Source organism: Shimazuella soli (assembly GCF_022511585.1).
GTDB classification, from domain to species: Bacteria; Bacillota; Bacilli; order Thermoactinomycetales; family Thermoactinomycetaceae; genus Shimazuella; species Shimazuella soli.
In genome coordinates, this window is the sequence record NZ_JAKWBN010000002.1 from 75,079 (window position 1) to 95,208 (window position 20,130).

A 20,130-nucleotide genomic window follows, 5' to 3' on the forward strand; every position below is an offset into this window, starting at 1 on the left:
GAAATAGAGGATTAGTGTGTTATAAACAGCATCGGAAGGGGAAGCAATTATATGAAACTACGCATTGCTATAAATGGTTTTGGACGAATTGGAAGAATGGTTTTTAGAAAAGCGATCACAGACCCCACTTGTGAGGTAGTTGCAATTAATGCGAGCTATCCAGCAGAAACATTGGCACATCTTATTAAATTTGATACCATACATGGATTTTTTGATGAAGAAGTTATTGCAGAAGAAGGAATGCTCTACGTAAATCGTCAAGCTGTCCGCTTGGTTTCCAATCGAAATCCTTTGGAACTTCCTTGGGAAGAGTTGGGCGTTGATGTTGTGATAGAGGCCACTGGTAAGTTTTGTGACCGCGAGGGAGCTTCTCTTCATTTACAAGCGGGAGCCAAAAAAGTAGTGATAACAGCACCAGGTAAAAATGAGGATGCTACGATTGTTATGGGAGTAAATCATGAAATTTATGATTCAGAAAACCATCACATTGTTTCCAATGCATCTTGTACCACAAATGGTCTTGCACCAGTTGTAAAAGTTTTACATGATCGTTTTGGAATTCAACATGGATTGATGACAACTGTTCATTCGTTTACAAATGACCAAAATAATCTTGATAACCCACATAAAGATTTGCGCCGTGCCCGGGCATGTTCTCAATCGATTATTCCTACCAAAACAGGGGCAGCAAAAGCATTAGGATTAGTTATTCCTGAATTACAAGGGAAGTTGAACGGTTTCTCGCTAAGAGTTCCAACTCCAAACGTATCGGTAGTTGATTTGGTCGTAGATTTACAGACAAATGTCACAGCAGAAGCGGTAAATGAAGCTTTTCGTAATGCTTCCGCACAAGCAATGAAAGGAATCTTGCAATACTGTGAACTGCCGCTTGTATCTACAGACTTTATTGGGAATGAAAATTCTTCAATAGTTGATGCACTTTCGACAATGGTTATTGGAGAAAGACAAGTAAAAGTACTCGCTTGGTATGATAATGAATGGGGTTATTCTTGCCGTGTGGTTGATCTGGCTAAATATGTAGGGGAAGCACTTCATCAAAAAAAACTAGTACATGCTACTGCTTGACATTCCGCTAAGTAATCTATGCTTGAAGCTCGATGATACTAAGAGGACATAAAAAAACCGTTCCCCTGTGGAACGGTTTTTATCTTGTGGCAGACATGCCGCCATCTACGTTGTAAACACTTCCTGTTGTATATTTCGCTTCTTCTGAAGCTAAGAATAAGATGGTATTTGCTACTTCTGCAGTGGTTCCATATCTTTTCATCGGTATGTAACGACAGAAATCTTGACGTACTTGCTTCTCCATCCCCGGATTTAATTTGCTTTCGAGGCGGTCCATTGCACTGGTTTCAATAGGTGCAGAAATAACAGCGTTTACACGGATATTGGATTGACTATTTTCTAAAGCTGCTGTTTTGACTAATCCTAACATGGCATGTTGTAACATAACATGAGAGGATAGCATAGGCAGTCCCATAAGTCCAGCTACTGTACCATAAGCTACAATAGAGCCGCATCCATTTCTTTGCATGATGGGAATTACTTGTTTAATGAGAAAAACTATGTCCTTTAAGTGAAAATACAATTTATCTAATTCATTTTCTTCCAGTTCTTCAATAGGGCCAACCATACAATCATTTGGTGATGCATATACGAGAATATCGATGGTGCCAAAATATTGTACAACGTCATCAATACAAACTGCTATTTCAGAATCCTTGCCTCCTTCCATTGAGATCAGCAGCGACCGATCAGAAATAAAATGGTCTTTTGATGATAATTGCATTGCACTAATATTTTGATAGTTATCAATAAGGGCAAGTTTTGCTCCTTCTTGGGCAAATTGTTTTGCCACTTGATAACCTACTCCATCTGTAGCACCAGTAATGAGAACTACTTTATCTTGAAAACGTTTCACTATTCTTTTCCGCTCCCTGATTTTCGATATCTTTTAAGTATACTTCAAAAAAGAAATCAATAGAGTATTGTAATATTTTAGACGAATAATGTTCAAAACTACAGGTTGCTATTTTTTGAATTTGCCTTCTTTTTTCAATAAAATAGATCTCATAAAGGCAGAAGAAAAAAGAGGATTGAGCATCAGATCATTTAACTGTATCTTTAAATGATAGTAGACTGGATACGGGAGGAACGATAATGAAATGTCCGATTTGTAATCATAATGGGAGCCGAGTGCTCGATTCTCGACCTGTTCATGATGGGAAAGCGATTAGAAGGAGGCGCGAATGCGAAGCTTGTAACGAACGATTTACAACTTTTGAAATGATAGAAGAGAAACCATTAATGGTAATAAAAAAAGATGGGAGCCGAGAAGAATTTAGTCGAGAAAAATTATTACGTGGGTTAATTCGAGCTTGTGAGAAAAGACCTGTGCCAACGAGTAGTTTAGAAGGACTTGTTCTCGATATGGAACGAAAACTTCGTGAGGTAGGTATTTTAGAAGTTCCAACTACAGAAATAGGAGAAATGGTATTGGAACGGTTAGTGAAAATTGATGAAGTTGCTTATGTTCGTTTTGCGTCTGTCTATCGACAATTTCAAGACATTCATCTTTTTGTAAGAGAATTGGAAGATTTACGAAAAAGGTCACATGAAGGAGATTTTGAACATTTTTTGGATGAAAACGACATAGATCGAGAATAATTTTTGGTTGGCTTTGTGTGCCCATTTACGATAAAATGAACAAACCCGCTATTCATTCGGAGATAAAAATTAGGGAGGTCACATTCTATGTTTTGGCAAGAAATCCAATTCCGTAGTCGACAAGAAAAAGCATTGGATGATACAGATCTTTTTTCTTTGACACATCTCTATCAACCAATTGTCGGAGTCATGGGGGTTGGATTGTATGTGACGCTTCACTCGCAGGCCTCCAAACAAGAAACTTCCGCTCTGCTCACCCATACATACCTCTTCAAATTACTCTCTATTTCACACAATCAATTGTTGGAAGCGAGATATCAATTAGAGGGAGTTGGTTTACTGCGAACATTTGAAAAAAGTAATCAAAGAGAGGGGAATTACTTGGAGTACCAAGTTATATCACCCTTGGCACCCCTTACTTTTTTTCAAACCATGCCATTGGCAATCCAATTGCAGCATCGTCTGGGTAAAGATGAGTATCAATTGGTGAAAAATCAAGTGTGGTCAGAAGATAAAGAGATTCAGAGTGTTAATTTGACGAAAAGCTTCCAAGAAGTTTACGGACAAAAAGAAGCTACCGTTCCTACCCAAGTAATACCAGCTACGAAAAAGCGAAAATCGAATATCGATTTTGGGTTTATTCGTTCGCGATTGGCATCGATTATTAAGCCTGCTCATTGGACTTCCCAACTTGAATCAGAGTTGAAACAAGCTTGTTACTTATTTAAGTTGGACGAGTCTACACTGATTAAAGCTATTCAGAATCCAGAAGTTTCGTACGGTGGACATGTTAATTTAGAAAAACTTTTCCATTATTTAAACACGTCACCTTATTCAAATAAATCTGTTGTTTCACCTACAAGTAAGGAAAAGTCAGTCATAAAAGAGCCGGCAATGTCTCCTAAAGAAAAACATTTCCAGTTGTTAGAGACTATTTCTCCATTTGAACTTTTAGCTCATTATCAAGGAGGAGCGGCTGTACCAAAGAGTGAGATGAATCTGATTCAATCATTGCTGACGCACTATCAGTTACCTGCACCTGTTGTGAATGTACTATTGGATTTTGTCATGCTCAAGTGTGACCGAAAATTACCAAAAGCATATGTAGAAAAAATAGCTTCTCACTGGAAACGTTTAAATATTCAAACATCTGAGCAGGCAAGAGAACAAGCTCTCAAAGAACATACCAAACAGCCAAACCAAAATTCCAACACAACAAAAGCTAAAAGAAGACCTAGTGTGAAAAAACTGCCTAAAACCATCGCCCGAGAAGTTATCGAGCCTAGTTTTACAGACGAAGAACTACAAGGGACTTATGATGATATTCAAGCTACAATGAAATTTTTGCGTTCAACTGAAAAACAAGTGTTGCACAATAAAGAGTAGCGTGCTATAATAATTTTTGTCAGTTTGAAAGGACTTAAATATGTTTGAAAAATGTTTGATGGCTCGATAGCTCAGTCGGTAGAGCAGAGGACTGAAAATCCTCGTGTCGGCGGTTCGATTCCGTCTCGAGCCACCAGTTGCGGAAGTGGCTCAGTGGTAGAGCATCGCCTTGCCAAGGCGAGGGTCGCGGGTTCGAATCCCGTCTTCCGCTCCAATTTACTGCCTTGCCGGGGTGGCGGAATAGGCAGACGCACAGGACTTAAAATCCTGCGGTAGGTGACTACCGTGCCGGTTCAAGTCCGGCCCTCGGCACCATATATATTAGCGTTCTGGAGATTTTGAAGCAAGGAAGGTTTAAGGTAAAAAACACAGTTTTCCAAACGAATTGCAAATCTGTATCTTACTAAAATTTTTTCCTTTCTTGTGATCTCCAAAGAAGAAGTCGTCCAGTTTTTGGACGGCTTCTTTTTGCATGTTGAAGTGATATGAGAATGAGATCCGTAGTTATGGTAATAGTAAAATGACCGAGTCGTTCAGATATCACTTTTGGATGTTTTCCTTGTTTCATAAGCAGTGTTCGGTAGGAGAAAGATATTTTTGCAATACCTGTGAAAACAAATGAAGTTCTTCTTGAGTGGGTACCTTCACATAGAAACACGCTATCCTTTCTTTTTTCATTTCTAAAGAAAGAAGAGTAGCGTGTTTTTTTCAGTTTGAAGGGACTATTATGTTATATTAGCCTGATGGGAATGTACTGTTACCCCATCAATTAAGAACAAATGTCCAATAAACCAACACATGTTTCTCCGCAATCAGTACAATTTTCACAACGATCACAATTATCTTTTGTATTGATACAACTTAGAAGTGAAGAAGGGAACTGAAAAATGAATCTACAAGCTTGGAAAGAATGGGCGAAAAAGCTGAAAAAAGAAGTTTTCACCTTGTACTTGGCTTATCAAGATCCTCGATCCCCTTTTTGGGCGAAAGTGGTAACGATCATTGTGGTCGCTTACGCATTTAGCCCCATTGATCTTATCCCTGACTTTATTCCCATTCTCGGGTATTTGGATGATTTGATTTTATTACCATTAGGGATTGCTTTGGCCATCAAACTCATTCCTGCTCCAGTAGTAGCGGAAAGCAGAGAAAAAGCAGAATCTATTCTATCCAAAGAAAAGCCGAGGAGTTGGATCGCCGGTTTTGTCGTGATTCTGCTATGGATATTGTTAGTCACTGGAATCTTCTATTTTATCGTAGATAATTTTAGCTTATTACAAAAGGAGAGCTAAACTACTGTCTGCACTTAAAAAGGCAAGACGCATCACCAAGTTTTTTCATCGGAACGAACTTTTATCGTTTATTTTTGTCTTTCTAGAATGAAGACAGATAGGAGTGGAGATTGTGTGGATCAAGAATTCCACCAACTAATAGGGGTAGTGACAGGGTTCCTCCGATAGACCGCAAAGTGAATTTATGAATTATATGAATAATACAACATATTCTGATTATTACCTTTTCTGCGAGAAATCATAGGAATCAAAATAATTCCCAGAAAAAGATGCAAGCTATTTTCTTAATAAAGATGAAATAGTAGATTTGTACTCTGCAGTTAAACTCTGTTTGTTATGTATCCCATATGATTCTTTTTTATAAGCAATCGTCTAATGTTTAAGACAACTTTTGATTCTAAAGGAATAAATTTGATTGATTCTATTAGTAAATACCAAGAAGTTTTAAAGGATGGAATATATTCATCTTGGACGATTGAGAATATCATGAGATGTTTGGTAGCACCTTTGAGTAAAAAGAATAATGATTTGAGTTTTTTAAAAATTGTAAACGGGCTAACTCGAACAATCTCACATGGTTAACAACATACAATTGTTTTCCAGTTGACAGAGAAAGATTCAGATTGATATTCTATCAAAGGGAAATATATTGATAATGATTATCAATTCTATTTAAGCTTAGGGAGGTGACTTATGTTACGAAAAGTACTGTCCTTTTCACTATTACTTTCCGTGGCTTTCTTATGTCTTATGCCAATGTCAACTTGGGCAAATGGTCAAGCATCAGAGGATATGAAGAAAACGGAAACGAATGTCCTACAGGCATTACAAGAAGCTAGGAAAGGGAAACTAGCTGAATCTAAAATAACCTATCAGAAGTTTGATCAGTCATGGCGAGAAATAGAAGATGGGGTAAAAGAAGAGTCAGCAAAGGCTTACCAAGATATCGAATCCCATATGGGGAAAGTGATCTATGCTTTTACGATCCAAAACCAAAAAGAGATAGTAAAAGCGCTAGAAGGTCTAAAATCTACCAATGAAAAATTCATTCTTGGTAAATATCCAAAGGGTGAAGTTCAAAAGTCATCTGTCTCTTTACCTGATTTCATCGAATATCTAAAGCAAACAAAAGAAAAAGCACAAAACCACTCACAGAAAGACTCATTAGCAAGTATTTCAAAGGTCACAGAATCTTGGCTGAGTGTAGAAGGAACGGTTGTTGCGCAATCTGCACAAGTTTATAGTGATTCGGAAAGAGATATGGTTACTGTCCAAGCTATGCTAGCGAAAAATCCACCTGATTTCCAAGGCGCTGTCCATCTTTTAGACCAAATGATAAATTACCTATCCCCTTTAGCTACGAAATCTGGCTATACCATTTGGGATGCTGCCATGATTATTATTCGAGAGGGACTGGAAGCCTTATTAGTGGTTACTGCGTTACTTGCATATGTGAAGAAGTCCAATCAGTCAAAAGGGAAAGGATGGATTTGGACTGGAGTTACAACTGGAGTCATCATTAGTATTATTATCGCTGTAATTGTAAAAATGGTCTTTTCATCAGGCGCTTTTGGAAATAATAACGCATTGATTGCAGGATGGACAGGTGTCATTGCGGCAGCTATGCTGCTTTATGTCAGCTATTGGCTACATAGTCACTCACACATCACAGAATGGCAAAACTTTATTCGTTCCAAAAGCGAAACCGCACTCCATACAGGTAAATTAATTTCGTTAGGTGTTATTTCTTTTCTTGCTGTTTTTCGAGAGGGTACGGAAACGGTACTGTTTTTCATTGGAATGGTGAATCAGATTAGTCTACAAGATCTCCTAATGGGGTTATTGATTGGATTTGGAATTCTGTTTCTACTCGCTTACTTGATGATTTTTATTGGTTTAAAGCTACCAATAAAACCATTTTTTATGATTTCTAGCATCATAGTTTTTTATCTCTGTATCAAGTTTACCGGAATGGGCATTCACAGTTTACAATTAGCAGGAGTGCTTCCGTCTACAACCTTTTCGAGTTTGCCTAGTGTAGAAATGTTTGCTCTCTACCCATCCTTGGAAAGTATTCTTCCTCAAGTTGTTTTAGTACTCATAGCTCTGCTAGTTGTCTTATGGAAACGATCCACAATAAAAAATCAAAAACTCCAAGACGATGGAAAAAAGGGAGAAATGATATAAATATGAAAGTTACATATCTATTATTGACATTTGTACTTGTTGGTTGTATGGGTCTAGTTGGTTGTTCTACTAGTACAAATCCAACTTCTACAACACAAACACCCGTAAAAGAAGAAAGTGCTGTTAAAATCAAAACTGGAACTACGAAAATGCTTGACATTACAGCTGACTTAAAGAAAGCAATGGATGCTGGTGACCAAGCCAAAGTGAAATCATATGGACCAAAATTGGAAGAAGCATGGAGCTCCTTTGAAGATAAGGTAAAAGTAAAATACCCAGAGCTTTATACAAAAATAGAAGATGCTCTTGATCCAACGATAGCAGGTACAGAAGCTAATCCTTTGGATAAAGCAGCTGTTAGTAAATTAAATGATCAATTAACTGACGCTTTAAATGAATTAGTATCAAAAGAAAAATAAATGCAGAAAATATAAGTTCAGATGTATACCGAACAATGAAAAGTGAGCGCAATCATGCGCTTATTTTTTTGGAAAGAAATTAGCATCAAAATTTACCTATATTTTCCCTATCTATTGGGAATAGTCAGATAAGAAATTTTACTCATCACCGGGGGCAGGCTTCCTTGAATAGGGTGTCTGTGGCTATCATCCTCTGTTGTATAAATCACTGGGGGATTTTAAAAAGACTGCACGCGATCTAATTGAAGAATGTCAGATCAAAAGTATCATTCATCCTTTATTGGTAGATCATGTTTTTCGAGAAGCAGAAAGATTCCTTGAAATTATTGATATGTTTGACAGGCATTTAACCAGAAGGCCAATAATAGGTCAAAATTTGTATTTATTTTGTATTACTCATACTAAAAGATAGAAAATAGGGATTCACAATCCTTTTCTCTTGCTCGGCATAGAATGCTTGAAAAAGCAAGAGGAGGTTTTGTATGGCGAATGTAAAGGTTAGCCAAGTAAAAGTAAGTCCACAGTTCCAAAGGCTTTGTACTCAATTTGCCCGGATTTTAAGTGGGAAGCATGAAATTGATCCTGGACCGGTTTGTTTTGTTAGTCGGTCTAGGAAGTTTAGGGAAACAATCCTAGGAAGACGTATCAATTCCCCTTTGGTTAATGCTCAACTTTTTTCGTTTGAATATTTAGATAAATCAGGACGTGCCTTTGTTTAGGAGAAACCAGGCTTTGCCAAGACCAAGCCAACAGATTAATCAGAAATCTCCAAAATCATATTTTTCATCTACACCCATCTTTATCTGATTTCCTTCAGATTCACCTTGTGCTCTAGGATCGAAAGCTAAGACATTATACCCTTGGGGTACTAAGTTCTGAACCAATTTAGGAGTACGACCTTTTACTAGTCGATTACTCGTGTAGCCATGTACGACGATAATCGTTTTTTCGCTCTCTTGTCCATTTTTCTGAGATGGAAAATAGTAACCATATAAGGTTACATTATCTTTTGCACTTTTAAATGCGACTTTTTCATAAGGGAATTTTTGCGGATTTAACTCATAGAATACATTTCTGTCTCTTGTATGATGGGACATCGTGTTGACAATTTGATAAGAGATAAAACAAGTAACAAAGAAAGCTAGTAGAATACACAAGAATAAAGAAACGATTATTATTTTCGTTCTTTTTTGACGACGATGTTGAATGGTTATAGGTGTACTAGTTAACTGATTTGGCTCCATTTTGAACCCTCCCATTCCAAAAAACATTCAGTAGAAAACAAATTACTCCACCTGTTGTCAGCGTTGCACCGACAGAGGTAGAAGTTCTAATTTCATTGCCTGGCCAATCAGATAAGAGGGAACACCGAATACATAAAGCCAAAAATGTAGTTTTCCGAGTATTGATAGACTACATTGTGGTAAAAGCGTATAAATAATTCCTGCTAGCGCAAAGGATACCCAACCTAATAGATTTGCATGGGTATGAACTGCTATTAATTGTAAATTTTCCGTTATTCCCATACATGCCGATTCCAATTGCAATCAGAAAGTAAAGGATCGAAATTTTTATCATTCTTAGCCCCATAGTAAGCTACCTTTTCTCGATGTATGTTATGGTAAGAAAAATAAGTAATTAGGAAATTACACCATCTAAAAACCAATTTGTTTGGTTTTACATATCAGCTTTTGTAGATGAATGGTTCATTCTCCCCAGCCCATACCTGTATATTTGCGATAGATCTCTTCAAAATTTCTGCCATATCTCTTCATCATGTCCTCTTTCATATCCGACATAATCTCGTGAAGAACTACATCATGGAAAAAGTTATTAAGCAAAAGCTGGACCATTGCGGGGTGTTTGGTAACTAATGCTTTGGTATATATCCCTTTGCCACGAACGCCTAGAATGGCAATTTTGCGATCTATCACAAAAGAGAACTTACGCCATCCTTTTTTCTGCCAAGATTCTTCTCGATCATCTACAAGTAGGTTTTTTATTGGTAGAGGAATATCTCCAACAGCTGATACGATAAGACGAACATCCTTTTGCTCTATTTCCATAAGAATATCTCCAAAGATTTCTGCTTCTTCCGACCATATATCTGCAATCACTTCTTGTTGCCCATTTGCCACTTCAAAATGGACTCTTTCTATTACTTGTCTATCGCCTTCTAGGGTGAAAAAATCATCTAACGATTCACTTTTCGTTGGGTAATGCTGTTCCAAATAATCAAAGGAATGCTCTAAATTTGCTTCGATCTTTTTTCTTATTTCCTGAAAAGAAATGGAATCATAGTAAGAGGGGTCCCCCTTTGAAATCATAACCATCCCTTTGTCGATTAAATTCTGCAATGCAGTATAAACATGGGATCTGGAGGTGCCAATTTGTTTGGACACTTCATAGCCTGTCAATTTTCCTTTTTCACCTAATACCAATAAACATTTCGCTTCTAGTTCAGTAAAACCGATTTTTTTGAGTTCCATGATTAACTGTTCCAAATGGTTGTCCGCCTTTTAGTGGTTTTATATGGAGCTACCATTAGTAGCGTCCTTATGGACTACTATATACTGAATCGAGAAATCTAGTCAATGTATTTTTTATGTGTAAGAAGATAGCTAATCTTGTTCATGTTTGAATCGTTTATTTCTGAGAAATACTATGACAATAATAGTATGGTTCAAGTCATATTTTTCAAACTTAAGTTGACTTACGGCTTCACAAACCATTTTGTAAAAAGAGGAAATAGAATGGATCCATTTTTAAGCGAACTCATTACTCGATATGGATATATAGGTATTTTTGCAGCTCTTTCTCTTGGTATTGTGGGATTGCCGATACCAGATGAAACGCTTTTAACGTATACCGGATATAATGTTTTCCAAGGAAAAATGGTGTATTCACTTGCTGTTATCAGTGCCTTTTTAGGTGCTGCTACAGGGATTACGATTAGTTATGGGATTGGATACAAGTTAGGTCTCCCTTTTCTTCGGAAATTCGGTCCGAAGATACATATAACAACGGAAAAAATAGAACGTACGGAGAGATACTTTAAAAAATATGGTAATTTTTTACTATTTATCGGTTATTTCATTCCAGGAGTCCGGCATTTAACGGCCTATCTCGCAGGGATTGCACGTGACGATTTACGCAAGTTTATGATCTATGCTTATTCTGGGGCTTTGTGTTGGAGTATTACCTTTATCTCTATCGGACATGAACTAGGAGAAAAGTGGTTCTTAGTGGAAGAGTATATCCACCGCTACGGAAGGTTTTTACCAATTGCTTTGTTTGTCATTGTGATTGGGGTATTCCTTTTTCTTCACTTCAGAAGATCAAAAGTTTCATCCTAAAAAGGATTCATTGAAGAAGCTGTCCAACAATTGGACAGCTTCTAATACATAGATGTCCCAGTAAAATCGCTAAGGCAAGTAAGTTAGACACATTTATCAACAACTTCCAGCTGTTTTTGTTCATATTCACAGTGATTAGTTTGATAGATTACTTATTACCTGGGGCAGGTTGGTCTACACCTTGAATATGATGCCTGTGGCCATCATCCTCTGTTGTATAAAAATCATAATAATGGACATGCATTCCGTTTCCCACTGGGATTGCAGGTCCCGAATGGGCTTGATAGTAATGGGTATGACCATTTTCAAATAATACATACCCCTCTGTATAGTGAATATGTCCTCCATCTTTTGTTGGAATCGGTGGAGATGTGATATCCAGGCACTGATGGACATGTCCTGCTTCAACAGACGTGTAATCAACAGATCCATGGTTATGATGCGCCACAAATCCGGAAACAAAATCATCCTTCTTCACTTTTTTCATCCTCATCACTCCTCGATTGAACTTTAAACATTTATATGCAAAATCATGAAGTACATTCAATTTCCAATTCTTTGTATTCTTACTGGTTTTTCAATTGCGAAGGGGATATGTATAAGGAAAAATCAATTCATAAAAAGATGGAAAAGTTTTTGAAATTAATATGTATGGTAAAGATGAGGAAAGATAAACAAAATAAACGAAGATTAATAGGTAGTTACAATAGAAAAAATATATAAGAATTCTATAATAAATAATTTTCGATAAAATAACTTACTCCATCCGCATCATTGCTAGGAACGTGTATATCTGTATACAGCTTAACGAGTGGGTGAGCATTTGCTACAGATGCGGATAAACCAGCGACTTTTAACATAGAGATATCATTTAAGTGGTTTCCAATAGCAGCAGTTTGCCAGGTTGGGATTTGGAGGATTTGATTAAGATAAAGTAGAGCATTTCCTTTTGAAATTCCTTTTGGAACAACTTCATAGTAATTTTCATGTGATTGTATAAACTCGCATTCTGCTCTTAATGAGTAGCTCTCAGAGATCATGTGAAGTATCTGCATATTAGCTGGAGATCCAATCAATTGTAATTTAATAATTTCTTCTTCCATTTGATTGATGGAATCAATAGGAAAAGCGGTAATACCTAATTTTGATAATTCAATTTCCTTTTGGGGATTGAGCCGAAAAGAATAAATATTTGTTGTACTAAATAACAACAAATCGACAACAGGGTCTACATTTTCAATAGAGGAAAGAATCATTTCCACAATGTGTTTGGATAAGTATCTAAGTACTTGTAATTCTTCATCATGGGGATAATAGATCATTGCTCCATTACACAGGATAACAGGCAAACCAATTTTAAGTTCATTTATAATGGAATAACTCTCTATGAGGCTTCTTCCTGTAGCAATGGTAAACATACCTCCGTTTTTTTGATATCGATCTAAAGATTGTCGAGTCCGCATGGAAATTTGGTTGTCACTTGTTAATAAGGTACCGTCAAGGTCTGAAACGAAAAGTGAATAATGATTTTCCATTTTATCCAACTCCCATTTATCGGTTTGCTAGTTCATTATAAATTCTATTTGTAAATGGAAAGTGGTCGATTTAATATGTTTACTTTAAGAGTTTATAAACAAACCGTTTTGTTTTGCTTATTGAAAGGATAGAGATACCAAAACAAGCTACAGAGGAACGAATAACAGAGTAAGAAGAATGGAGTTTAAAAAGGGCGTTTCCTGCTTCTCAGGAATTTTTCTTTTGTGCATATGGTTTTATTTTGGCTATTTTATTTATATTCAGTGGGCTTGGAGAATTTGAATTCATTGTTACATGGAGTAGGGGATAATAAATACGGTGCCCCCATATCATTTGATCATCCTTCACAGGATGAATCTTATGACATGGGGGCATACCGCCACTAAGCTCAATCAGCTGGGAGCGAAGTTAACTCACCCAAGAACTAGTTCTGGCTGAAGTCCTCGAAGGTGAACAGCCAGAACTCATCATCCTCCCGGAGGAAGACATACAGCGTGTCTTTCTTCATCCGCTCGTCATCCTCCATTGAGTAGAGCCACACACAGTCTCCCTCCGGGATCTGAGTGGCGTCATACCAACGGTGCTTGACATCACCATCGGACAGAGTGGGCTCGCTGATTTCCTTCGGCAGATCCCCCCCGACGAAAAAATCACCGTCTTTTACGGGGAACCATGACCGGGGCGAAGAGAAAATGTGCTTATCGTCGAGATAGAACCAAGCATAGTCCACGAACATGTTGGTCACATTGTGGACGTACAGAAACTCTGCCTTGCTCTTGACCGGATCCGCCTTGATGGATGCGATGATCTCGGAAACCTTCTCCGGGTCGAAAGGCATAGCGTTCATGACTCCTTGTGTGAGCGGCGGCTGCTTTCTAATGTGAGTATAGCATTTTATTTATCTTGATATAGAGTAATAATATTTTTAGCATAACAAGCATTTTTCATTAGAATGTGTAGAGGAAACGGAAAAAGATATCAACACACCCAATTGTATTTTCTACAAAATAAAGTCTAGCGGAATGTTAACGCTAGACTTTTGTGAGTTCCTGTTTCAAGTATTACTTAATACAATCATCAAGTCTCATTCTGGTTTTGGTGTTGTTGGTTTGTCATTTTTCGCTCAATTCAGTACTGCATGATAAAGTTTGACAATTTTTGTGTTGGAAATCAACTGTTTCAATTTGAATGGTAGTATGCTGGATATGAAATCGTTCTTTTAAACGCTGGATTGCTTCTTTTAAGATGGATTGGCTTTCGGATTCTTCTTTTATCAGAATATGGCAGGAAAAAGAATCGAAACCTGATGTGATTGTCCAAATATGCAAATCATGTACATTTAGAACACCGGAAATTTCCGAAAGCACATCTTTTACCAACTTTTGATCGATCGTTACAGGTGTCCCTTCCATCAAGATGTGAAAGGAATGAGAAACGACTCCCCACGCGCTTTTTAATATTAAGATAGATACCAGAATACTGATGATGGGATCAGCGATATACCAACCAAATGTCTGCATAAGTATTCCCGCGATGATGGCGCCTAGGGAGCCTATTGCATCTCCAATAATATGAAGATAAGCGCTGCGTAAATTTATGTTTTCCTTTGTATCCCCTTGTCTCATCAAAACCCAAGCACTCAATAAATTGGCAATTAAACCAATGATGGAAATCACTATCATGGAACCACTTGCCACTTTTGGAGGTTCTAACATCCGTGAAAATGCTTCCCATCCAATAATTCCTGCTATCACAAACAGAGCAACACCATTAAATAAAGCAGCTAAAATCTCAAAACGATAATATCCGTACGTTTTTCGAGGCGAAGGAGGGCGGGATGCAAACCACATGGCGATAAGACTTAAAGCTAAAGCACTTACATCGCTGAGCATGTGACCTGAATCGGATAAAAGTGCCAAGCTGTTTGTAACCAATCCCCCAAAAAATTCAAGAATCATAATTCCAGCAGTAATCAATAATGCTGTAAGTAGTCCATTTTTATTGTTGTTTCTTGCATGGTGAGGATGATCATGGTGATGAGAATGACTGTGATTATGCATAATTTCACCTCTTTTTATTTGGAATGTGAGATATGTTCGAGTCCGATTTCCATCAAATTTAATATATGTTCGTCGTCAATACTGTAGTAAACCATTCTTCCCACTTTTCTATGCTTTACTAGACGAAGAGTTCGCAAAGTTTTTAGTTGATGAGAAATAGAAGACTGTGTCATTTCCAATATCGCTGCTAAATCACAAACGCATATTTCGCGGTGGATGAGTGTATGTATAATTCGAATTCGAGTAGGATCACTGAGTGCTTGAAATAATAAGGCGAGGTCTTTGCCTTTTTCCTGTGATAATTGTTTGGATCGAACATCAGCCACCACATCGTCATGAATGATCGTAACGTCACAGCAGTCATTTGCTATAGATGAATGGAATTCGCTCATATGAAACATCCTTTCATAAATATATGAACATATATTCATATATTTAATATAGATGTAGTGTGAAAGGAGTGTCAATAGGGAAATGAAACAAAAAGCCGATTTGTTTAAAGAATCGACTTTTTGGAAGCTAAATATCAAATGATAGCGGTTAGGAGAGGGATTCTTGTTGTAAAAAGGGGTTGGATTCGAGCTTTGTTCGTTCAATTTTTGCTCCTAATGATTTTAAATTACCTACTAGATCGATATAACCTCGGTCAATATGTCGAAGCTCTCTAACTTCGGTTGTGCCTTCTGCAATTAGCCCTGCTAATACTAGTGCAGCTCCAGCTCGTAAATCAGTTGCCATTACTTGTGTACCGGAAAGAGGATGATTTCCTTCAATCAGAGCGGTTTGCCCGTTGATCTTGATATTTGCACCCATCCGACGAAATTCTTCCACATGCATAAAGCGATCTTCAAAAACAGTTTCCGTTAACATACTAGTACCATTTGCTGCTAATTGTAATACCATGATGGGGGATTGGAGATCAGTTGGAAATCCTGGGTAAGGCAGTGTTTTGATATCAATTGGTTTAATTTCATCTGGACCACTGACATGAATGCCATTTTCACATTCTAAAACGGTGACACCCATCTCTCGCATTTTTACGATTAAAGAAGTAAGATGCTTGGATTTTGCTTGCTCGATGAATACATCTCCTCGCGTGATCGCTGCTGCAATCATATATGTTCCAACTTCGATACGATCAGGGATTACTGAATAATCAGTACCTCTTAAGAAATCCACTCCTTCAATCGTGATAAATGGAGTCCCTGCACCTTCAATTCTTGCACCCATCTGATTTAAAAAATTAGCCAAGTCTTGGATTTCTGGTTCACAGGCTGCATTTACAATTGTAGTGACACCTTTTGCAAGCGTCGCAGCCATTAAGATATTTTGTGTAGCACCAACACTTGGAATATCTAAATATACATTGTTACCTCTCAATTGAGTAGGAACAAATCCTTCCACATAACCATGACCTATTTTAAACTCTGCACCGAGTGCTTCTAACCCTTTTAAGTGCTGGTCGATAGGACGGCTTCCGATCGCACAGCCTCCTGGTAAAGGTACTCTAGCATATTTTTTTCGTGCCAACAGGGGACCGAGTACGGTAACAGAAGCCCGCATTTTGCAAACCAACTCATATGGCGCTTCCGTGGAATCAAATTTCTCTGCATGGATCGTGACCATATCATCTGACATATCTACATGGATGCCAAGTGATTGTAATAACTGTGTAATGGTAGTTACATCCTCTAAACCTGTGGGAACATTTCGAATGCTCACTTGGTTTCGAGAAGCTAAGATGGATGCTGAAATTAAAGGCAGGATTGCGTTTTTAGAGCCATGAGCTTTTACAGTTCCCTGTAATTTAGAACCACCTGTTACCATGATTTTTTCCAATGAAAACCCTCCATCAAAAAGAAAATATAGGTAGAACAGCATTTGAAGAAAGGAAAGGATAAAGTTCGTATTTAGTTATATGCCATGGCATTTAGTAGTGTGAGTGATATATTATTCAAATGACGAATACAAGTATTTAAAATATGCACTTTCCTATCTTATTTCCAGTAAAAACTGGCACATTTTCTATCATATCATGAAAAAATCTTAGTAGGATGAGTTCGTTTTCTATTTGAATACAAAAAGAAACAGGGGTCTTCCAGCAGAATACTCCTGTTTCTTTTCATTAACCGATTAATATGTCTTCTTTTGGATAATTCATGATTCTATCTTCTACATGGGATAGAGAAATCAAGATTGCTAGTGGTCCGATTTTACCAAAAAACATCATCACACCGATAAGTTATAATGTGAGTTTTTTAGCAGTAAGGTCTTCAAATTATATGTATTATTTGAAATTGTACCCGGGAAACAATGACTTTATTTTGATTATTGGAGTCCAGCTCCTGAGACGGTGATGGTTTCAGGGTCTGGATTTGTTCCAGTGACCGATCTTACTACGTGTTACATACGGTACAACCCTCCAGCCCAGGAGGGCAGTTGAAGTTCATCGGGGTCTGCACCTTCTGCTTGAAGTCATCGAAGGTGCCGTTTTCTTGACTTCCAGAGGAAGAGGTGATGATTCCGATTGAAGCATCTGCCTCCTTGCGGAAGCACAGTGTCTCGCTTCCTTGACGGCTCTGTCCCCATTTGTGTGTGGCAGACAAAGTTATACCTTTTTTCGGATCATAGGTGGAACAGTCAACTGACAATTCTACTATATCAAAAGGCGAATCCATCCAGTATATTTTGATAAAAGACTATTTGACAACTCCGCACGGCTAAAGCCGTGGGATTCTTGGGTAATCCTCATACTTCAAAGAAATTTACCAAGCTTAGACCGTGCCACTGCTATGACATTTGGTATTTTAAAGTCTTTGAAACAACGTTTTGTGTTGTACTATAAGAAAGACAGCCTTTTCACCTGTTAGTACTATCTCCTGTAAATAAACTGGGATATGCCAAGAATCGGAAAAGAATAATAGTTCGTTGACATATTTGATGATTTTTTGAATTGATTACATAAAGAAGCGATTGGACAGTGGAAGTTTGATCACAGGTAGAAAAGAAAACATATATTACATTTTCCTCAGATTTTCTTTACATAAGTTTTAAGTGTACCATGTACTTCGTTTCCGTCAGGTTTAGAAAGATAAGAATGAAGAGGTGTTGGGATGAATTTATGGGATATCTTTGTCGGGTTTATTTTGGGGATGGTAGAAGGTCTTACAGAGTTTGCACCAGTATCTTCTACAGGGCATATGATTATCGTCGATGATCTGCTGCTTAAGTCAAAAGATTTGTTTTCTCCAGAGGTAGCAAACACGTTTAAAGTAGTGATACAGTTAGGATCGATTTTGGCTGTCATCATCGTTTTTAAAGATCGTTTTATCAACTTATTAGGTCTAACAAAGGAAGCTCGTGAATCGATAGATAGTCGCAATCGATTGGAATTAAAACAAGTTATCATTGGATTATTGCCAGCAGGTGTACTTGGATTTATATTTGAAGATTACATAGATGAGCACTTATTTTCTATTCACACAGTCGTAGTTGGTTTGGTAATCGGGGCTGTTTTGATGTTATTGGCTGATTTTTTACGTCCTGCAAGCCCAAAAGCAGAAACTGTTGACCAAATAACATACAAACAAGCACTTTCCATCGGTCTGTTCCAATGTTTATCCTTATGGCCCGGTTTTTCCCGTTCAGGATCGACTATTTCCGGTGGAGTTCTTTTAGGTTTAAGTCACCGTGCTGCCTCTGATTTTACCTTTATTATGGCAGTACCGATCATGCTTGGAGCAAGTTCCATTTCATTGATAAAACACTGGCAATATTTCACTTTGAACGATTTACCATTTTTTATTACGGGCTTTATCACTGCATTTGTGTTCGCTCTGGTTTCCATTCGATTCTTTCTTAAATTGATCAACAAAATAAAACTAGTACCATTTGCAATTTACCGAATTATCTTAGCGGGTCTAATCTACTTTGTATTTTTGTAAAATGAAATCCCCACGGGTTTTTTGCCCGTCGGGATATTTTTTAGTCTTCTTTGGAACGATAGGACTGCGTCATCTGCTGCCAAACCGTGCCGCTTGCTTCTTCTCCTTCGGTAATCCGCTGTAAGGCAATTTGAGCTTGCATCTTTACTTCGAACTCTGGATCATCGATAGCAAGTTGTAATGCTGGTACAGCAGTCTCATCTCCTACTTCATATAGGAAACGAGCTGCACGCCAGCGGACGAGCTTATTTTTGTCTTTCAAGGATTCACACATTACTTCGATTGCATCAGGATCACCGATATCCGATATCGTGTCACCAGCAGTGCGGCGAACGATAGCAGATGAATCTTTCATTGCTCTATAAAGATAAGGAAGTACGATTTTTCCTCCGATATAACCTAAGAAAACGACAGCTTGTCTGCGAATCGCCGCCGAAGGATCGTCCAGTGCGGTATCTAGTATATCGATTTCTTCTGCTGCCGGTTCCCAAAGCATCAAAGCAGCGTAGCGAATTTCCCAATTATCTTGTTGAAAAGTAGCGCGTACTTCTCCCGCTGATTTTTTTTGTTCTTGTAAATTTGGTTCGGTTTTAGGGGATAACGCTTGTTTCACAAGTCTTTTTAAACGTTCATCTGGATACATCGCTTCATATTCCGAAGTAAGCTGTTTCCCGATTTCATCCGGCTCTCCATAACGAACTCCTTGATCCATCCACTTTCTTTCTAAGATTACATTGGAAGTTACTCCTTGTATTTGGAGAACTGCCTGTTGAAAGCGATCAGGTAAGGCAAAGCGATTTTCTGTATTGTGGTGAACCAATTTGATCTGATAAGGAATTCCTCTCAACGTTTGGATCAGCACTTGTACTTCTCCAAAAGAATCTAATTCAGCCGCTAAAGAGGAGTCTTTTCCTGCTTGTTCTTCGCCGAAAATTTCTCGAACTTGAGAAAGCAGCTTTTCCCAATCCGCTTTTGGATGTCGTTCGATAGAGAGGAAATCGAGTACTTGAAAGACGCCAGTGACCCCTTCTATATTCAAGATTTTTTGGAGATAGTCAGGGGCATATTCTTTTGTAGCTTTTGTATATTCGTGCCGAGTCCCAGTGGGAAGTGATTGATCAAGGTTACACTTCATCACATTTGGGCTCGGAGTTGGTTCGATGGAAACAATCTTCATGATAGACACTTCCTTGTTGGATACTTTTCACCTGTATTGTATCTTTTGTGAGGTAAAAAGCCAAACGACATAAGTAGTGATGAAA

The 20,130-nt window shown here is 37.9% G+C and carries 19 protein-coding genes, 3 tRNA genes and 2 pseudogenes; 13 read left to right on the forward strand and 11 right to left on the reverse strand.

Annotation, left to right across the window (positions count from 1 at the left end; genetic code table 11):
* The first annotated feature begins 51 nt into the window (after positions 1-51).
* A complete protein-coding gene (locus tag MK805_RS05305) occupies positions 52-1,086 on the forward strand; it encodes a glyceraldehyde-3-phosphate dehydrogenase (protein ID WP_240874476.1) in 1,035 nt (344 codons plus the stop codon).
* Between the two features lie 79 nt (positions 1,087-1,165).
* On the opposite strand, the gene MK805_RS05310 is transcribed toward MK805_RS05305, so the two are convergent.
* Entirely contained in the window at positions 1,166-1,942 is a 777-nt protein-coding gene (locus tag MK805_RS05310) for an SDR family NAD(P)-dependent oxidoreductase (RefSeq protein WP_240874478.1), read from the reverse strand.
* A 239-nt stretch (positions 1,943-2,181) separates the two neighbouring features.
* Here MK805_RS05310 and nrdR point away from each other — a divergent pair, with 239 nt between their 5' ends.
* From nrdR to MK805_RS05360, 10 genes and pseudogenes are all read left to right on the forward strand, one after another.
* On the forward strand, positions 2,182-2,688 hold the full coding sequence (gene nrdR, locus MK805_RS05315) for a transcriptional regulator NrdR (protein ID WP_240874480.1): 507 nt from the start codon (positions 2,182-2,184) through the stop codon (positions 2,686-2,688).
* 87 nt (positions 2,689-2,775) lie between these two features.
* The gene (locus tag MK805_RS05320; protein WP_240874481.1) at positions 2,776-4,074 is read left to right on the forward strand and encodes a DnaD domain protein; all 1,299 of its coding nucleotides are present in this window, start codon (positions 2,776-2,778) and stop codon (positions 4,072-4,074) included.
* Between the two features lie 60 nt (positions 4,075-4,134).
* Positions 4,135-4,210, forward strand: a tRNA-Phe gene (locus tag MK805_RS05325).
* A 3-nt stretch (positions 4,211-4,213) separates the two neighbouring features.
* Positions 4,214-4,288 (forward strand) — tRNA-Gly (locus MK805_RS05330).
* Between the two features lie 12 nt (positions 4,289-4,300).
* Positions 4,301-4,389: transfer RNA gene (locus MK805_RS05335), tRNA-Leu, on the forward strand.
* A 572-nt stretch (positions 4,390-4,961) separates the two neighbouring features.
* On the forward strand, positions 4,962-5,366 hold the full coding sequence (locus MK805_RS05340; RefSeq protein WP_240874482.1) for a YkvA family protein: 405 nt from the start codon (positions 4,962-4,964) through the stop codon (positions 5,364-5,366).
* A 693-nt stretch (positions 5,367-6,059) separates the two neighbouring features.
* Positions 6,060-7,553 carry an FTR1 family iron permease gene (locus MK805_RS05345; RefSeq protein WP_240874484.1) on the forward strand — a complete coding sequence of 498 codons (1,494 nt, stop codon included), beginning with the start codon at positions 6,060-6,062 and terminating at the stop codon, positions 7,551-7,553.
* Positions 7,554-7,555: 2 nt separating this feature from the next.
* Positions 7,556-7,972 (forward strand): hypothetical protein, encoded by a 417-nt coding sequence (locus MK805_RS05350; protein ID WP_240874485.1) that lies wholly within the window; start codon positions 7,556-7,558, stop codon positions 7,970-7,972.
* Positions 7,973-8,177: 205 nt separating this feature from the next.
* Positions 8,178-8,384 (forward strand): annotated as a pseudogene (locus MK805_RS05355) (DUF2935 domain-containing protein); the annotation flags it as partial.
* Positions 8,385-8,454: 70 nt separating this feature from the next.
* A pseudogene (locus MK805_RS05360) lies at positions 8,455-8,744 on the forward strand (DUF1259 domain-containing protein); the annotation flags it as partial.
* On the opposite strand, the gene MK805_RS05365 reads toward MK805_RS05360, so the two are convergent.
* The 3 genes from MK805_RS05365 to MK805_RS05375 form a co-directional block, all read right to left on the reverse strand.
* Complete coding sequence (locus tag MK805_RS05365; protein ID WP_240874486.1) at positions 8,731-9,216, reverse strand: alpha/beta hydrolase; 486 nt, start codon at positions 9,214-9,216, stop codon at positions 8,731-8,733. The pseudogene MK805_RS05360 and the gene MK805_RS05365 sit on opposite strands and share 14 nt — an antisense overlap.
* Before the next feature lie 57 nt (positions 9,217-9,273).
* The gene (locus tag MK805_RS05370; RefSeq protein WP_240874488.1) at positions 9,274-9,513 is read right to left on the reverse strand and encodes a hypothetical protein; all 240 of its coding nucleotides are present in this window, start codon (positions 9,511-9,513) and stop codon (positions 9,274-9,276) included.
* 165 nt (positions 9,514-9,678) lie between these two features.
* Positions 9,679-10,476: a TrmB family transcriptional regulator gene (locus MK805_RS05375; protein ID WP_240874489.1), complete on the reverse strand. Its 798-nt coding sequence runs from the start codon at positions 10,474-10,476 to the stop codon at positions 9,679-9,681.
* Positions 10,477-10,725: 249 nt separating this feature from the next.
* Here MK805_RS05375 and MK805_RS05380 point away from each other — a divergent pair, with 249 nt between their 5' ends.
* Positions 10,726-11,328 (forward strand): DedA family protein, encoded by a 603-nt coding sequence (locus MK805_RS05380; protein ID WP_240874490.1) that lies wholly within the window; start codon positions 10,726-10,728, stop codon positions 11,326-11,328.
* A 148-nt stretch (positions 11,329-11,476) separates the two neighbouring features.
* On the opposite strand, the gene MK805_RS05385 is transcribed toward MK805_RS05380, so the two are convergent.
* From MK805_RS05385 to murA, 6 genes are all read right to left on the reverse strand, one after another.
* Complete coding sequence (locus tag MK805_RS05385) at positions 11,477-11,815, reverse strand: YmaF family protein (protein ID WP_240874492.1); 339 nt, start codon at positions 11,813-11,815, stop codon at positions 11,477-11,479.
* A 241-nt stretch (positions 11,816-12,056) separates the two neighbouring features.
* Positions 12,057-12,863: an HAD family hydrolase gene (locus MK805_RS05390; protein ID WP_240874494.1), complete on the reverse strand. Its 807-nt coding sequence runs from the start codon at positions 12,861-12,863 to the stop codon at positions 12,057-12,059.
* Between the two features lie 425 nt (positions 12,864-13,288).
* Positions 13,289-13,702 carry a hypothetical protein gene (locus MK805_RS05395; protein ID WP_240874497.1) on the reverse strand — a complete coding sequence of 138 codons (414 nt, stop codon included), beginning with the start codon at positions 13,700-13,702 and terminating at the stop codon, positions 13,289-13,291.
* 274 nt (positions 13,703-13,976) lie between these two features.
* The gene (locus tag MK805_RS05400; RefSeq protein ID WP_240874499.1) at positions 13,977-14,924 is read right to left on the reverse strand and encodes a cation diffusion facilitator family transporter; all 948 of its coding nucleotides are present in this window, start codon (positions 14,922-14,924) and stop codon (positions 13,977-13,979) included.
* Positions 14,925-14,938: 14 nt separating this feature from the next.
* Positions 14,939-15,316, reverse strand: a complete 378-nt coding sequence (locus tag MK805_RS05405; RefSeq protein ID WP_240874500.1) for an ArsR/SmtB family transcription factor — start codon at positions 15,314-15,316, stop codon at positions 14,939-14,941.
* A gap of 148 nt (positions 15,317-15,464) precedes the next feature.
* Positions 15,465-16,763, reverse strand: a complete 1,299-nt coding sequence (gene murA, locus MK805_RS05410; protein WP_240874502.1) for a UDP-N-acetylglucosamine 1-carboxyvinyltransferase — start codon at positions 16,761-16,763, stop codon at positions 15,465-15,467.
* Positions 16,764-18,037: 1,274 nt separating this feature from the next.
* Between murA and MK805_RS05415 the strand changes: the two genes are divergently transcribed.
* Positions 18,038-18,868, forward strand: coding sequence for an undecaprenyl-diphosphate phosphatase (locus tag MK805_RS05415; protein ID WP_240874503.1), 831 nt, complete (start codon positions 18,038-18,040; stop codon positions 18,866-18,868).
* 40 nt (positions 18,869-18,908) lie between these two features.
* On the opposite strand, the gene MK805_RS05420 is transcribed toward MK805_RS05415, so the two are convergent.
* The gene (locus MK805_RS05420; RefSeq protein ID WP_240874505.1) at positions 18,909-20,045 is read right to left on the reverse strand and encodes a conserved virulence factor C family protein; all 1,137 of its coding nucleotides are present in this window, start codon (positions 20,043-20,045) and stop codon (positions 18,909-18,911) included.
* Positions 20,046-20,130: the final 85 nt, after the last annotated feature.

Coding starts and splice junctions, on each gene's coding strand:
- nrdR (WP_240874480.1), top strand. CDS start 2,182: ATGAAATGTCCGATTTGTAATCATAATGGGAGCCGAGTGCTCGATTCT.
- MK805_RS05380 (WP_240874490.1), top strand. CDS start 10,726: ATGGATCCATTTTTAAGCGAACTCATTACTCGATATGGATATATAGGT.
- MK805_RS05385 (WP_240874492.1), bottom strand. CDS start 11,815: ATGAAAAAAGTGAAGAAGGATGATTTTGTTTCCGGATTTGTGGCGCAT.
- MK805_RS05345 (WP_240874484.1), top strand. CDS start 6,060: ATGTTACGAAAAGTACTGTCCTTTTCACTATTACTTTCCGTGGCTTTC.
- MK805_RS05400 (WP_240874499.1), bottom strand. CDS start 14,924: ATGCATAATCACAGTCATTCTCATCACCATGATCATCCTCACCATGCA.
- MK805_RS05340 (WP_240874482.1), top strand. CDS start 4,962: ATGAATCTACAAGCTTGGAAAGAATGGGCGAAAAAGCTGAAAAAAGAA.
- MK805_RS05390 (WP_240874494.1), bottom strand. CDS start 12,863: ATGGAAAATCATTATTCACTTTTCGTTTCAGACCTTGACGGTACCTTA.
- MK805_RS05305 (WP_240874476.1), top strand. CDS start 52: ATGAAACTACGCATTGCTATAAATGGTTTTGGACGAATTGGAAGAATG.
- MK805_RS05320 (WP_240874481.1), top strand. CDS start 2,776: ATGTTTTGGCAAGAAATCCAATTCCGTAGTCGACAAGAAAAAGCATTG.
- MK805_RS05395 (WP_240874497.1), bottom strand. CDS start 13,702: ATGCCTTTCGACCCGGAGAAGGTTTCCGAGATCATCGCATCCATCAAG.
- MK805_RS05405 (WP_240874500.1), bottom strand. CDS start 15,316: ATGAGCGAATTCCATTCATCTATAGCAAATGACTGCTGTGACGTTACG.
- MK805_RS05415 (WP_240874503.1), top strand. CDS start 18,038: ATGAATTTATGGGATATCTTTGTCGGGTTTATTTTGGGGATGGTAGAA.
- MK805_RS05350 (WP_240874485.1), top strand. CDS start 7,556: ATGAAAGTTACATATCTATTATTGACATTTGTACTTGTTGGTTGTATG.
- MK805_RS05420 (WP_240874505.1), bottom strand. CDS start 20,045: ATGAAGATTGTTTCCATCGAACCAACTCCGAGCCCAAATGTGATGAAG.
- MK805_RS05365 (WP_240874486.1), bottom strand. CDS start 9,216: ATGGAGCCAAATCAGTTAACTAGTACACCTATAACCATTCAACATCGT.